The 15,380-nt window shown below is 42.7% G+C and carries 14 protein-coding genes; all 14 read left to right on the top strand.

The genetic code is table 11. The features are described from left to right. Positions 1 to 12 precede the first annotated feature (12 nt). The 14 genes from QFZ80_RS17235 (at position 13) to QFZ80_RS17170 (ending at position 15,358) form a co-directional block, all read left to right on the top strand. Positions 13 to 1,050, top strand: coding sequence for an aspartate-semialdehyde dehydrogenase (locus tag QFZ80_RS17235; protein WP_307560174.1), 1,038 nt, complete (start codon positions 13 to 15; stop codon positions 1,048 to 1,050). Between the two features lie 51 nt (positions 1,051 to 1,101). Beyond that, positions 1,102 to 2,319, top strand: a complete 1,218-nt coding sequence (gene dapG, locus QFZ80_RS17230) for an aspartate kinase (RefSeq protein ID WP_307545149.1) — start codon at positions 1,102 to 1,104, stop codon at positions 2,317 to 2,319. A gap of 25 nt (positions 2,320 to 2,344) precedes the next feature. Further along, positions 2,345 to 3,208, top strand: a complete 864-nt coding sequence (gene dapA / locus QFZ80_RS17225) for a 4-hydroxy-tetrahydrodipicolinate synthase (protein ID WP_307545150.1) — start codon at positions 2,345 to 2,347, stop codon at positions 3,206 to 3,208. Between the two features lie 170 nt (positions 3,209 to 3,378). After that, on the top strand, positions 3,379 to 5,055 hold the full coding sequence (locus QFZ80_RS17220) for a ribonuclease J (protein WP_307443445.1): 1,677 nt from the start codon (positions 3,379 to 3,381) through the stop codon (positions 5,053 to 5,055). A gap of 222 nt (positions 5,056 to 5,277) precedes the next feature. Beyond that, positions 5,278 to 6,012, top strand: a complete 735-nt coding sequence (locus QFZ80_RS17215) for a ClpP family protease (RefSeq protein ID WP_373460108.1) — start codon at positions 5,278 to 5,280, stop codon at positions 6,010 to 6,012. Continuing rightward, on the top strand, positions 6,009 to 6,248 hold the full coding sequence (locus QFZ80_RS17210; RefSeq protein WP_171688227.1) for a YlzJ-like family protein: 240 nt from the start codon (positions 6,009 to 6,011) through the stop codon (positions 6,246 to 6,248). Before QFZ80_RS17215 ends, QFZ80_RS17210 begins: the two co-directional genes overlap by 4 nt. A 64-nt stretch (positions 6,249 to 6,312) precedes the next feature. Further along, the gene (locus tag QFZ80_RS17205) at positions 6,313 to 8,862 is read left to right on the top strand and encodes a DNA translocase FtsK (protein WP_307545151.1); all 2,550 of its coding nucleotides are present in this window, start codon (positions 6,313 to 6,315) and stop codon (positions 8,860 to 8,862) included. Between the two features lie 123 nt (positions 8,863 to 8,985). Beyond that, positions 8,986 to 9,765, top strand: coding sequence for a spore cortex-lytic enzyme (gene sleB, locus QFZ80_RS17200; RefSeq protein ID WP_307560172.1), 780 nt, complete (start codon positions 8,986 to 8,988; stop codon positions 9,763 to 9,765). 102 nt (positions 9,766 to 9,867) lie between these two features. Continuing rightward, complete coding sequence (yfmF, locus tag QFZ80_RS17195; RefSeq protein WP_307545153.1) at positions 9,868 to 11,148, top strand: EF-P 5-aminopentanol modification-associated protein YfmF; 1,281 nt, start codon at positions 9,868 to 9,870, stop codon at positions 11,146 to 11,148. 3 nt (positions 11,149 to 11,151) lie between these two features. Further along, complete coding sequence (gene yfmH / locus QFZ80_RS17190) at positions 11,152 to 12,441, top strand: EF-P 5-aminopentanol modification-associated protein YfmH (RefSeq protein WP_307545154.1); 1,290 nt, start codon at positions 11,152 to 11,154, stop codon at positions 12,439 to 12,441. Then, complete coding sequence (gene ymfI / locus QFZ80_RS17185) at positions 12,438 to 13,193, top strand: elongation factor P 5-aminopentanone reductase (RefSeq protein ID WP_307545155.1); 756 nt, start codon at positions 12,438 to 12,440, stop codon at positions 13,191 to 13,193. The genes yfmH and ymfI overlap by 4 nt, the downstream gene beginning before the upstream one ends. 96 nt (positions 13,194 to 13,289) lie before the next feature. Then, complete coding sequence (locus QFZ80_RS17180; RefSeq protein WP_307545156.1) at positions 13,290 to 13,541, top strand: DUF3243 domain-containing protein; 252 nt, start codon at positions 13,290 to 13,292, stop codon at positions 13,539 to 13,541. Positions 13,542 to 13,634: 93 nt separating this feature from the next. Then, positions 13,635 to 14,486, top strand: a complete 852-nt coding sequence (locus tag QFZ80_RS17175; protein WP_307560169.1) for a hypothetical protein — start codon at positions 13,635 to 13,637, stop codon at positions 14,484 to 14,486. A gap of 128 nt (positions 14,487 to 14,614) precedes the next feature. Next, entirely contained in the window at positions 14,615 to 15,358 is a 744-nt protein-coding gene (locus QFZ80_RS17170) for a DUF3388 domain-containing protein (protein ID WP_373291262.1), read from the top strand. The last annotated feature ends 22 nt before the right edge of the window (positions 15,359 to 15,380 follow it).

Raw genomic sequence — 15,380 nt, 5'->3', positions numbered from 1 at the left:
AGAGTCCAGCTCATGTCGAACCAGAAGCTTTTTAACGTTGCAGTCGTAGGCGCTACAGGCGCAGTAGGAGAACAAATTATCCGTCTATTGGAAGAACGGAATTTCCCCATCAAGGAATTGAAATTACTATCTTCCGCTCGTTCAGCGGGCGTAAAGCTTTCTTTCAAAGGTCAAGAAGTAACCGTTCAAGAAGCGACACCGGAAAGCTTTCAAGGCGTTGATATAGCTTTATTTAGTGCTGGAGGCGATGTTACGAAGGCATTGGCTCCTCACGCGGTTAAGGCGGGGACGATCTGTATCGATAATACGAGTGCATACCGCATGGATCCTGAAACACCACTTGTGGTACCTGAGGTAAATGTCGAGAAAATTAACGAGCACAAAGGCATTATTGCCAATCCGAATTGTTCCACGATCCAAATGGTAGCTGCACTTAAGCCTTTATATGATCGATATGGGATTTCCCGTATCATCGTATCTACGTACCAAGCTGTTTCTGGAGCTGGTGCTAAAGCGATTAACGAAATGTTGAGACAATCGAAAGAAGTGCTTGAAGGAAATGATGTGAATCCGGATATATTGCCGGTTGGTTCTTTGCCAGTAAAACATCAAATCGCCTTCAATGCGATTCCGCAAATCGATAAGTTCCTCGATAACGGTTTTACCAATGAAGAAATGAAAATGATTCTTGAAACGAAAAAAATTATGGGCGATGAGTCCATTGAAGTTACAGCTACATGCGTTCGTATTCCGGTTGTTTATGGTCATTCTGAGTCTGTCTATGTTGAATTAAAAGAAGATTTCGACGTAGAAGAAGTGAAGATGTTACTTGCTAATGCCCCTGGTATTGTTCTAGTTGACAATCCGGCTGAGCAGCAATATCCACTTGCTACAGATGCAGCGGGTAAACTGGAAACTTTCGTTGGTCGTGTACGCCGTGATTTGAGTAATCCGAAAGCGCTAAATATGTGGATTGTTTCTGACAATCTGCTTAAAGGTGCTGCTTGGAATGCTGTACAAATTGCTGAATATATTGCTATAGAACAATAATCGGCAAGTATGACTGCGGTAATCATCATGCAGTGAATATGGGGGAAACTCATGCGAATCCTTGTACAAAAATTTGGAGGCACTTCGCTTTCTACCGCTCATGCCAGAGAACACGTTATTGGACACATTCAAGACGCACTTATCAATCATTATAAATTGGTTGTTGTTGTATCTGCGATGGGAAGAAAAGGAGAACCCTATGCGACTGACACGCTCTTAGACCTCGTTCGCAAGAACGGGGAGGGGCTGCCAGCCCGGGAACTCGATATGTTAATGGGCTGCGGAGAGTTAATATCTGCGGTACATTTGTGCAGCTTATTACAGGCAACAGGTATTAGCTCTACGGTTTTGACAGGTGGGCAAGCTGGTATTCTTACGAATGATGTTCACGGTAATGCCCAAATAGTAGCTATGCAGCCCAACCGGATTCTTGAATTGTTGGAGCAAGATAAGGTAGTCATTGTTACCGGATTTCAAGGTAAAACAAGCCAAGACGAACTAACCACATTAGGGCGCGGGGGTAGTGATACATCGGCTACTGCTCTTGGGGCTGCCCTTAAAGCTGAAATTGTAGATATTTTCACGGATGTCAACGGGATATTGACAGCGGATCCACGGATCGTTGAGGATGCTAAACCGTTAGTTCGCGTAAGCTTCGCTGAAATCTGCAATATGGCACATAACGGTGCTAAGGTGATACATCCACGCGCGGTAGAAGTAGCCATGCAGGCTAATATTCCGATTCGCGTGCGATCTACGTTTTCCAAAGAAGAAGGAACGTTGGTAACATTCTCAGACAGTAGCCCTACGGATATTAGTCAAGTGAAGGATCGATTCGTTACAGGAATTGCCCATTTTACGAACATTACTCAAATTCATGTTGCTGCGGTTGAAGGTCAATTCGATCTTCAGCTTCGTGTATTTAAAACGATGGCGCTGCATCAGATTAGTGTTGATTTTATAAACGTCAATCCATCGGGAGTCGTTTATACGGTGTTCGATCATGAAGCGGAACGCGCTCTAAAACTGCTCAGAAGTCAAGGCTATGATCCTAAGGCCGTGAGTGGGTGTGCAAAAGTTTCAGTGATCGGCGGCGGTATGAACGGAGTGCCAGGTATTATGGCGCAAATTGTTGAGGCATTAACGGTAGAGGATATACGTATCCTTCAATCAGCCGACTCTAATACAACGATTTGGGTGCTTGTCCATGGTATTGATATGATTAAATCAGTTAGGGCACTACATCATAAGTTCAATTTATATAAGTGAAATGTGAGATTGAGGAGGTATAACGTTGGATTTTGGAAGAGTAATTACAGCTATGGTCACTCCTTTTGACGAGAACTTACAGGTGAACTGGGAGCAAGTGGAACCATTAATTAACTATTTGATCGAAGAACAGCAGTCCGATAGCCTTGTTATTTGTGGCACGACCGGTGAGGCACCAACATTAACAGACGATGAGAAGCTGAAGCTTATCGAACTATCCGTTCGTTATGCCAGGGGGCGCTGCAAGATCATTGCAGGTACTGGAAGTAATGACACTGTGCACACTATTCATTTTTCCCAAAAAGTTGAGAAACTTGGAGTCGATGCTTTACTGATCGTAGCTCCTTATTATAACCGCCCTTCCCAAGAAGGGTTGTACCAGCATTTTAAAGCAGTAGCTGAGTCTGTTCAGATTTCGATTATGCTCTATAATGTACCGGGACGCACAGGGGTGAATTTGGATGCGGAGACAACTATTCGTCTATCCCAAATTTCGAATATCGTGGCTACCAAAGATTGCGCTAACACGGATCAATTGACACGTATACTTAATGATGCAGCTCCTAATTTCCTTGTGTATAGCGGGGATGACAGCAGTGCGCTGCCTGCTCTAGCGGTAGGATGTCAGGGAATTATTAGTGTTGCTAGTCATGTGATTGGAAAAGAAATGCAATCTATGATAAAGTATTATTTAGATGGTAACACTCAGCAAGCGGCAGAACTTCATCGTAAGCTTCATCCTGTTTTTACTGGCATTTTCCGTGTACCGAGTCCTGCTCCAATTAAACATGCTCTTGCATTGAAAGGCATTCAAACTGGAGGCGTAAGACTTCCGTTAGTTCGTGTATCCGAGCAAGAAGGACAATTCATCCAATCACTTTTTGTATGATAACGCCTAATGAATCGGTGCTTCCGGCATCGGTTTTCTTTTTTTGGGAAATCTAAAGTAATAGGTATTAACTTGTATTTGTTGTTTTTTTTCATGTATAATGGTTGCAAGTGACTAGTTCGGTTTTTTCATTTAAAATTCGTCGTCCAATCTTAGAAGGAGGTATATTCTTGTCCAAAAAAAATATTGATAAACTTTTGATCTTCGCTCTTGGCGGCGTGGGCGAAATCGGAAAAAATATGTATTGCGTTCAGTATGCGAACGATATCATCGTCATTGATAGTGGTTTGAAATTTCCAGAGGAGGACATGCTTGGAATCGACATCGTGATTCCAGACATTGGATATCTAACGGAGAATCGGGATAAAGTGCGCGGCATTATCATCACTCACGGCCACGAAGATCATATTGGCGGCTTACCTTATGTACTTAAGCATCTTAACGTTCCACTTTATGCAACTAAGCTTACAATGGGACTTATCGAAGCTAAGCTGAAGGAAGCAAATTTACTTGGTACTACGAATCGGATCCTCATTAATTCGGAATCCGTTCTATCCTTAGGCGTTCTTACTGCAACATTCTTCAAAACCAATCATAGTATTCCTGATTCTGTGGGTGTCGCTTTAGATACACCGGAAGGTGTTGTTGTTCATACAGGAGACTTTAAGTTCGATCAAACTCCTGTAAATGATCAATATGCGGACTTGCATCGTATGGCAGAGATTGGGAAGAAAGGCGTACTTGCCTTGCTTTCCGACAGCACAAATGCAGAACGCCCTGGTTACACAGGTTCTGAGCGCAGTGTTGGGGTTGAAATTGAAGAAGTGTTCCGTAAAGCTAAGCAAAGAGTTGTTATTGCGACATTTGCATCCAACATTCACCGTGTTCAACAGGTGTTTGATGCAGCCGCAGCAACAAATCGCAAAGTAACAGTAATCGGTCGCAGTATGGTTAACGTGGTTTCGATCGCTAGCGAGCTAGGGTACTTGCACATTCCGGATGGCATGCTAATTGAGCCAGAGGAAGTTAACAAGCTTGCCGCTGATCGCGTTGTCATTCTTTCCACAGGAAGCCAAGGAGAGCCGATGTCGGCTCTTACAAGAATGGCACGTTCAACCCATCGTAAAATTGATATTTTACCTGGTGATACGGTTATTATTGCGGCAACTCCAATTCCGGGGAATGAGCGTTATGTAGGCCGTACCGTAGATGAGTTATTCCGTATTGGCGCTAATGTGATTTACGGTCCAGGTTCTGTTACTGGCGTACACGTATCAGGTCACGGTAGTCAAGAAGAATTGAAATTAATGCTCAATCTTATGAAGCCTAAGTACTTTATTCCGATTCATGGCGAATATCGCATGCTGCGTCAACATGCCATCCTAGCCGAGTCTGTCGGCATTCCTAAAGAAGATATATTTATGTGCGATATCGGTGACACGGTAGAAATTCAAAATGGCGTTGCTCGCAAAGGATCTAAAGTTCAAAGCGGCAACATTCTGATTGATGGACTGGGTGTTGGAGATGTAGGCAACATTGTGTTGCGTGACCGTAAATTACTGTCTCAGGACGGAATCCTTGTGGTCGTAGTTACACTCAGCAAACAAGATGGCAAAATTTTATCTGGACCAGATATTATTTCTCGCGGATTCGTGTATGTACGTGAATCTGAGGGTCTCTTGGAAGAAGCTAATCGTATCGTAACGAATACGTTAACGAAATTAATGAATGAAAATGTAAATGAGTGGGCATCTTTAAAAACAAATGTGAAAGATGTTCTCGGACGCTTTTTATATGAACAAACCAGAAGAAGACCGATGATCCTTCCTATTATCATGGAAGTCTAGGCTCGAACAAGTCACTTGAACCTATGCAAATAAGTAAAAGCTCTCTCCATCACTGGAGGGAGCTTTTTTTCTTCTAGTCCGCAGGGTGCGAATGCATGAAAGTACGCAAATTTATTCATACTATGGGAGATTATGAACCGTACATGCAAAGTTTGCTAGCACAATGCAGTTTAAGCTTACAAAGCTGTTTTTGCAAAAGCAAAACTCGAAGGGGGATTTTCAGTGGCAGAACCCACAGGACCGAAACAACAAGAACCAATAACTGAAGAAGGTAAGAAAAACGCAGTTCTCGAAAACATTCAACAGTTAGGTCAAACGAATACACTTTCTGGCGAATCTAATATTTTCTGCCTCACCATTATTGGACAAGTGGAAGGACATATTGTTCTCCCTCCCCAGAATAAAACGACCAAATATGAGCACCTAATTCCGCAATTAGTCGCCGCAGAGCAGAATCCGAAGATTGAAGGCGTTATGATTATTTTAAATACGGTAGGGGGAGATGTAGAAGCAGGACTTGCCATCGCAGAGATGGTGGCAACACTATCGAAGCCTTCCATTGCTTTGGTACTTGGTGGCGGACATAGTATTGGTGTTCCTATCGCAGTATCAGCGGACTACTCGATTATTGCTGAAACGGCAACGATGACAATTCACCCAATTCGTTTAAATGGTTTAATTATTGGAGTCCCACAAACATTTGAATATTTGGATAAAATGCAGGAACGTGTTGTGCGGTTTGTTACGAAGCACTCTAATGTAACAGAAGAAAAGTTTAAAGAGTTGATGTTTAAGACTGGGGAGTTGACAAGGGATATTGGGACAACAGTCATTGGTATAGACGCTGTTAAGTATGGATTGATAGATCAAGTAGGCGGTATCGGTGATGCAATCCGTGAGCTTAATCAGCGTATAGAGATTAAGAAAGCAGCGGCGAGCGGAGGCATTGTACAATGATCCATTACTCCGTTATCCCGATGGATGTGATTTTTGAAGGAATGGAGACTTATGAACCCAAGTTTATCGAGATCGATCAGGGTGGAGTCAAAATGCAAATTGAACCGATTAGTGGCTTTCAGGCACGAATCGTTAGGTTGTTTAGCTGTAATCCTCAGGATTATTTGAACAATCAATATGCCCCAGGAACTATTATTTCATATAGTCCTGTAGTTGAGGCAACTTTAACTTTCTAGCCTGCTCTTCCTGTATCATCCCCCAAGTCAAATATGGTATAATGTGGACTTGGGGGTGGCAAGCGTGGCGAAACGCAAGAAAAAAGGCAAGGCTCTAAAAACAAGCTTGTTATTCGAGTTATATGGTATTCTCATTCTAATCTTCTCGGTCATTGCACTTGCTCATCAAGGGCATGTTGGGAATTCGTTGATTTACCTTTTTCGATTTTTTGTGGGAACGTGGTATTCACTTATACCGCTGATTTTCATATATGTGGCCTTATATGCGATGATCAAGAGAGCTTGGCCACAGATGGTTACGCCCAAGAAAGCAGGCATACTGCTGTTCATTCTTGGCCTACTAATAAAAAATCATATTGATTTGTTCGCTCAATTATATCCTGATGGCGGTTTCACATCAGGGAAAGTCATTGCATCCACATGGAATGCTATGTTAGATGGTCTGAAACCAACAGAAGCTGGCAAAGCGGCATTGGAACATGGTATTGGTGGCGGAATGATTGGCGCTATGCTATACAGTGTCCTTTACTTTCTGTTCGATTATTTGGGAGCGAGATTAATCCAATACGCCCTGTTTGTCATGGGCTTTATTCTGGCAACAGGCATTTCTTACGTGGACGTTGGCAATATCGTGAAGGGTCGATTCAGTAATGTTGGCCAAAATTTTAAAGATAGAATGAAAGAGTGGCTGCAGGATCGCGAAACACGTCAGCCCCAAACTGTCTCCGCAGGTACTAGTACGACTAAGGCGAAGAAATCCTCTTATGTTCCAGTTGATGATGAGTTCGATGAGGAGGTTTTCCAGCCTGTTAAACGGGCGAAGAAGACACCACTCTTTATGGAGCTGCTTCGTCCAAATAAGGAAAGTCGGAAAAAGACGGCAGTCGAGAGTAATTCAAATTCAGATGAATTAAATGATTTAGATGCAGCAGATGAAACCGAGCAAGTTCTTTATAAGTCAAGTGCGAAGCAAGCTGCTGAATCTGATTCACCATCCACAGATCAACCAATCACACCTATTATTCGTGATTTTCAGGAGCAGGTTTTTCAAGAAGCTCAGCAGGCAGTCAAACATCCTGCAGCTTCCTCTACAGCGCCTGTTTCTAAAGTACAGGGAGCAGGGGCTGTTGACACGGATGATGAACCAGTTACGCTAGAATTTCAGGAGAATGTGCCGATTGTGCAAACACGGCCATATGAGATGCCGTCCCTTGAATTATTAGCGAAGCCTGCTGTTGGCAAAGGCAGTGAGATGGCGGACTATAAAGCGAATGCAAGGAAGCTAGAAGCCACCTTGGAGAGCTTTGGGGTTCGTGCCAAGGTGCTGGAGGTCGTCAGAGGCCCTGCCGTGACACGCTACGAGATACAGCCTGATGTGGGTGTGAAGGTCAGCCGAATCGTCTCTTTGACCGATGATATCGCGTTGGCGCTTGCAGCCAAGGATATTCGGATGGAAGCGCCGATTCCTGGTAAAGCTGCGATCGGCATTGAGGTGCCGAATCTGGAGGTTTCGATTGTGACCATGCGTGAAGTCATGGAAACATCTGCTTTTCAAGAATCCAGCTCAAGGCTATCCGTTGTACTTGGACGAGATATTTCTGGACAACCAATTGTCGGAAATTTGGCAAGAATGCCTCACTTACTTGTAGCTGGAGCGACCGGTTCAGGTAAATCCGTCTGTATTAATGGGATTATTACGAGCATTTTGTATAAAGCAAAGCCGAATGAAGTGAAGTTTCTTATGATCGATCCGAAGATGGTTGAATTGAATGTTTACAATGGGATTCCTCATCTACTGGCACCAGTTGTAACTGATCCTCGACGAGCTTCGTTAGCACTTAAGAAAGTCGTCGTTGAGATGGAAAAGCGTTATGAACTATTCTCAAAAAGCGGAACCCGAAATATTGAGGGCTACAATGCAATGTTGACAGAAAGCGGTACAGCAGTCCCTCTGCCTTATTACGTGGTTATTGTGGATGAGTTAGCCGATTTAATGATGGTTGCTGCTAATGATGTGGAAGATTCTATCACGCGACTTGCTCAAATGGCCCGTGCTGCGGGTATTCATTTAATTATTGCTACACAACGACCATCCGTTGATGTTATTACGGGTGTGATTAAAGCCAATATTCCATCACGTATTGCGTTCGGTGTTTCGTCTCAAGTAGACTCAAGGACCATTTTGGACATGGTCGGAGCCGAGAAGCTGTTAGGTCGAGGCGATATGCTTTATTTGCCAGTTGGCGCGTCCAAACCTGTTCGTATTCAGGGTGCCTTTTTATCTGACCAAGAGGTTGAACATGTGGTTGGATTTGTACGCACGCAGGAGCAGGCGAATTACCAAGAAGAAATGGTTCCGCATGTGGAAGAAATGCCGGAACAACAAAATGAATTTGAAGACGAGCTGTACGACCAGGCTGTTCAAATTGTATTGGAAGCCAAGCAAGCCTCTGTGTCCCTGCTGCAACGACGTATGAGAGTCGGGTATACACGTGCGGCAAGGCTGGTTGACTCTATGGAAGCCAAAGGGGTCGTCGGCCCGTACGAAGGCAGCAAGCCTCGAGAGGTGCTAATGTCGATTGAACAATACCATCATAATCGGATCAGTTCCTAGCTTAAATAGACGAAAGTACAAGCACTCTCCTCAGGAGAGTGTTTTTTTTGTATAAACATAGAGTCCCTTTCTCATAATAAGCAAGAAAAGGCTGTAATTTGAAAAGTGAGGTTGAGAAGGGGAATGAATAAACGATTAATTGTACTTACATTTTGTATTGTTTTCGTATTAGTTGTCGCTTTTCAGTTGAAAGGAAAGTTCAATCCACCTGCAGAAGAAACGTTTAGTAAAAATGAAGTGCGATATGGAGCCACAGGAGCTGACGTTAACGAGCTGCAAGGCAGATTGAAGTTCATTGGCTTCTATAACGGCAGTATAGACGGAGATTATGGGTATAAAACTTTATTGGCAGTGAAGCGATTCCAAGGTGAGTTTGGGATGAAAGTAGATGGCGTTGTAGGTCCCAAGACCAAGCTTAAACTGTGGGAAGCTACGAAGAATTGGAGGCCTACAGCACCAACAACAGGAAGACAGAGCGGCGCAGGCAAAGAAACGGCTACTTCAAATAAAAAGCCAGCCAATTTGCTGCCTTCTAATAACCTGGGCTTATCAGAGCAGGATATTAATCTGATGGCAAATGCTGTGAATGGTGAGGCTCGGGGAGAACCCTATATTGGTCAGGTAGCAGTAGCAGCAGTTATTTTGAATCGTGTAAAGTCAGCAAGTTTTCCTAATACGGTTTCTGGTGTTATCTTTCAGCCTGGTGCTTTCACAGCCGTAGCAGATGGCCAAATTTGGCTAACACCAAACGAATCGACGAAAAGAGCAGTAAAAGATGCGCTGACCGGATGGGATCCTACGGGCGGTTGTATCTATTATTTCAACCCGGTAACAGCGACATCCAAATGGATTTGGAGCAGGACGCAAGTCAAAAATATTGGGAAGCATATTTTCTGTAAATAATTTAGACATGGACAAAGGAGAAGGAACCAGCTTTGGTTGCTTCTCCTCTTCGTATAGGAATATAATGGATTTATATCACGGACAATGAAGGGAGACCGACCTTTGAAGCAAATACAATTTGAGCGCACTACATGGAATCATATACGTTTACATGTGCTGCCGACAGATCGGTTTAAAACGTTTGCCATTTCAGTGTACATAGGCCGTCCTCTAGAGGAAGAAACGGTCACGAGTACCGCATTAACACCCTTTGTACTGCGAAGAGGTACGGAATTTCGCCCAGAAACAAAGCAATTTCGAGAATATTTAGATGATTTATATGGTGCAGGGTTCGGTTTTGATATTTACAAACGGGGCGATTACCAAATTGTTCAGTTACGCATGGATATCATCAATGACCGATTCGTAAAATCAGCACAATCTTTATTAGAGCAGGGACTTGACTTCGTTGGAGAAACTTTGACAAAGCCTGCGCTCGAAGAAGGACATTTTCGTAACAAATATGTCGATGCTGAGAAGCAGACTCTCCAAAAGCGCATAGAATCAGTTATTAATGATAAAATTCGTTACGCAGCTGAACGCTGTATCGAAGAAATGTGCAGTGATGATCCTTATCGACTTCACCCTTTGGGTAAAATCGATGATTTGGACCCTATCAATGCCGAGCAACTGTACGAACAATATAAACACTGGCTTCAAACGGCACCTATCGATATTTATGTCGTTGGAAATACGACGCTTTTTGAAGTAGAGGGTATTGTAAAGCAGGCATTCTCCATTGAACGTAAAGAGGATGTTGGTTATGTAACATCTGCCCCGCGGGGGGCAACAGGAGATGTGAAGACAATCGTTGAACGTCTGGATGTTAATCAAGGGAAACTGAACATGGGACTGCGAACAAATATTTCGTATCGAGATGAGCAGTACCCAGTAGCTCTTATGTATAATGGCGTTCTCGGAGGTTACCCACACTCCAAATTGTTTACGAATGTTCGTGAGAAAGCGAGTCTGGCCTACTATGCCTCTTCTCGGTTCGATGGTCACAAAGGCATTCTGACGATTCAATCAGGGATCGAAATGGCGAATTATGAGAAAGCGGTTGATATCATTCGAAAGCAGCTGACTGCCATGGAACAAGGAGATATCAGTGATATTGAATGGAATCAAACTCGAGCCATGATTGCCAATCAACTGCGCGAAATTCAGGATTCCGCATTTGAATTAATTTCATTTGACTTTAATGCTATTTTATCTGGAAAAGAACGTACGGTTTCAGGCTTGATTGAATCTGTGGAGCAGGTAGATATTGCGGCTATTGCAGAAGCTGCCAAGCGTGTTCAACTGGATACGATATACTTTTTGCGGGACCAGAAGGGAGAGTAGAAGATGCAGGTTATTCCTTATTCACATCTGGGTGAAACCATTTATCATGAGAAACTCGATAATGGGTTACATGTTTTTGTTCTACCCAAAGATGGTTTCCAGAAAACCTATGCGACGTTCACGACGCAATTCGGATCGGTTGACAACTCTTTTCAAGTTGAAGGGAAAGAGGCAGTTCAAGTTCCGGATGGCATTGCTCATTTTCTGGAGCACAAAATGTTCGAGGAGCCTGAAGGTGATATTTTCGCTACTTTCGCTTCAAACGGTGCTTCGGCTAACGCTTTTACAAGCTTTGATCGGACAGCATACTTATTTTCATCCACAGATCATTATTTAATAAATTTAACGACATTAATTAATTTCGTGCAAAATCCTTATTTTACAGATGAAAATGTAGAAAAGGAAAAAGGCATTATTGGTCAAGAGATCAAAATGTACGAAGACAATGCGGATTGGAGAAGCTATTATGGATTAATTGAATCCTTATATGCTAAGCATCCCATCCATATTGATATCGCTGGTACAGTTGATTCTATTGCCGAAATCTCAAAAGAAACCTTATATGAGTGCTACAACACATTCTATCACCCTAGCAATATGAGCTTGTTTGTTGTTGGAGGTGTGGATCCAGAAGAGGTTATTTCGCTAGTTAAAGGAAATCAAGCTGCCAAAACTTTTCCACCTCAAGGAAATATCCAACGATTTTTTCCAGAGGAGCCATTAGAAGTGAAGGAAGCGCGCAGAGTAACATTACTTCCTGTTTCAATGCCAAAATGTTTAATCGGATTCAAGGAGCCTGTGCCATCTGTAAGTGGGAAAGACTTACTAGTTAAAGAATTGACGACGAAATTAATGTTGGATGTATTGTTCAGCTCAAGCTCTGATATTTATCAGGCATTATATGATGAGCAATTGATTTCTGATAATTTTGGTCATGAATATAACTGTAGTGAGGGATATGCGTTCTCCATTCTTGGCGGAGATACTAAAGATCCGGACCAACTTGTAGCGCGCATACGCGAAGAGGTTGAGAAACGTAAGGATGCTGGGCTCGATGAAGTCACTTTCGAACGGAGTCGTAAAAAGAAAATTGGCAATTTCCTAAGGATGATGAACTCACCGGAATCCATAGCGAATGAATTCACTAAATACCGTTTTAAAGGTATTGATTTATTCGATATACTGCCTGTTTACGAGCAGATTACACTTGAAGACGTGAACCGTCGGTTCCGCGAGCATTTTGACTGGAGCAGACTTGCTATTTCGATTGTGCAAAGTCGTAAGCCGTCGTGACGTTTTCTAAGCCATTCAGTGAACAAACAGTTCTTATTACAGGAGCTAGCCGGGGAATTGGTGCAGCCATTGCTGAGCGTTTTTCCGCGGTAGGCATGAATGTGGTTATCCACTACCGTGAGTCACATGAAGCTGCCAATGAAGTAGCCAGATCCTGCATGAAACATGGCGCCAAAGTGTTAACCATTTCCGCAGATGTAAAATCTCGTGAGCAAATCAACAAGATGCAAGAAAAGCTGGAACAAAAAGACATGGTCCCTGATATTATCGTGAACAATGCGGGGATTTCTCACTTCGGAATGCTTTCTGATGTAAGTGAAGAAGATTGGGACCTGGTGATGAATGTAAATCTTAAAGGCGCCTTTCTTTGTACACAAACTTTCATGACTGCAATGGTCAAGCAAAAGTACGGCCGCATTATTAATGTATCCTCCATATGGGGCATCTCAGGTGCTTCCTGTGAGGTTGTATACTCAACAGCCAAAGGTGGATTGAACGCCTTTACGAAGGCGTTAGCGAAGGAGTTGGCTCCTTCTGGTGTGACGGTGAATGCTGTAGCGCCCGGTGCGGTATATACCGAAATGATGGCAGGATTCCAACCTGAGGAGCGGGAAGCGATCGCCAATGAAATTCCGGCAGGCCGTTTTGCTTTGCCTGATGAAGTTGCTTCACTTGTATACTTTTTAGCACTGCCTGAATCCGGTTATATTACGGGTCAAATCATAAGTCCAAATGGTGGATGGTTAACTTGAGTACAGTGTAGGAAGCCTCACGCATAATTTTAAGCTGGGAAGCGAATATTACGTATGTAATGACCATTTCTCATAATTTAAAGGAGGCTTCTTACAATGGCTACTGTACTTAAAGTATTTGATAAGTGGAAAGAGTTTTTGGCTGAACGTGTGAGTCAGGCTGGAAATGCGGGGATGAGTGAGGAAACCATCTCTAAGCTCGCTTTTCAAATTGGAGAATTTCTGGCAAATAAAGTGGATCCCGAAAATGAACAAGAGCGAGTGCTCAAAGAACTGTGGGATGCAGGGGATGAGCAAGAAAAACATACAATTGCCCGCCTCATGGTAAAATTAGTAGACAAAGGTTAATAACCGTTTTACAATTCAATAGGGTACTATGTGAAAGCCTCCTCTTTCGGAGGCTTTTGCACGCTTTATAAGGATGAAAGGAATTGTAACTTCATGACAATCAAACGTTTTGCGCTTGCATTATTGCTCTTATCTTTTATCGTAGCAGGGTGTGGAAATCGTGGAATTCCAACCATTAAGCAGGAATTGTTGGATAATAAATTATCAGTGCTAATGCTGACAGGAGCTAGTATGTCTGCGCCGGCTAAAGAGTCGGTAGGAAATGCGCTTCAGCAGTGGAGAGATGCTAATTTTATAGCCTTTGATTGGATCAAGGATTTGAATCAACTGGATGAAACCGTAATAGCAAAGTTGAAAGCAAGCAAATATGATTACATATATGTCATTGGTAATGAACTGTTCCCTTCTGCTAATGGGGTGATTGGACAAGGACTTTCGATGGGGAAGTGGACCTTATTACAAAGTCAGCTTGATATCAAAGGAATCACAAGTCAGGTAAATGAGCAAGCTTCGTTCTTACAAATTGATTCTCAACAGATTGAGACCTTGAAAAATAAATGGATCCAAGACCTTTTAGCACAAAATGTTCTCGTGGAGTGGGTGACTCGAAGCGATCGTCCCATTCCTTCTGCTTGGGCACCTTCGGAGGAAGCGGATCATATCGTTTTACTCGATAATAATGAACAGTGGTTCCAGCAGTTATCATTCCAAACGAGACAGCATCACTCTAACACGATTATTTTCTATACACCCGTAGATGAGGCACAAGTGCAGAAAGCTAAATCTATCGGAGTATCGGTTGTGGATCTTTCAGGAGCTGTATCGGCTGAACTAAACTGGACTCAAATTTTGGACAATCGTCTAGTTTTGATGAAAAACAGTTCTTGGAAAAAAGGTGGTACAATTTACAACGAACAAGAGCTTAAAGAACTAAAAATGAAATAAATTTGTGTAGGTTTATGCGATAAAAGAAGGACATTGACGGAAATTGTAGAAATTACTTGAGTAGGTATCGACTTGTTCGTTACAGATATTGCGATGAGGTGGAAAGATTGGACGTAAAAGAATGGTATATGGAGTACAAAATTCACAAAAACCGTCCCGGCTTATTAGGGGATATTGCTTCTTTGATGGGTATGCTGGATATTAATATTGTGACCATTAATGGGGTAGAAGATCGTACCCGTGGTATGCTTCTACAAACCAATGATGAAGAAAAAATTGACTTAATGGGTAAAATGTTAAGAAAAGTAGATAATATTACTATTACCGCTCTTAGACCCCCCAAGCTTGTTGATATTTTGGCTGTCCGTCATGGTCGGTATATTGAACGCGATTCGGATGATCGCAAAACATTCCGTTTTACTCGTGATGAATTGGGACTTTTAGTTGACTTCCTTGGTGAGATTTTCAAGCGAGAAGGGAACCAAGTTGTAGGTCTACGTGGCATGCCGCGAGTTGGTAAAACGGAGTCAATTATTGCAGGAAGTGTATGCGCAAACAAGCGCTGGACTTTCGTTTCCTCTACGTTACTTAGACAAACCGTACGCAGTCAACTGTCGGAAGATGAAATGACTCCAAATAACGTATATATCATTGATGGAATCGTTTCTACTATACGCTCAAATGAGAAGCATTATAGCCTTTTGCAGGACATTATGGGTATGCCTTCTACTAAGGTTATCGAGCATCCGGATATATTTATTCGGGAGTCGGAATACACATATAATCACTTCGATTATATTATTGAGTTGCGAAATAGCCCGGATGAAGAAATCAATTATGATTCATTTACGTATACGTCCGAACCTTTTTAATGTCTGTAACGTCATTAAATAA

The sequence above is a fragment of the Paenibacillus sp. V4I7 genome (assembly GCF_030817275.1).
Taxonomy (GTDB): domain Bacteria; phylum Bacillota; class Bacilli; order Paenibacillales; family NBRC-103111; genus Paenibacillus_E.
The sequence above is the reverse complement of the archived record's forward strand: the minus strand, read 5'-3'. Positions and strand labels throughout refer to the sequence as shown.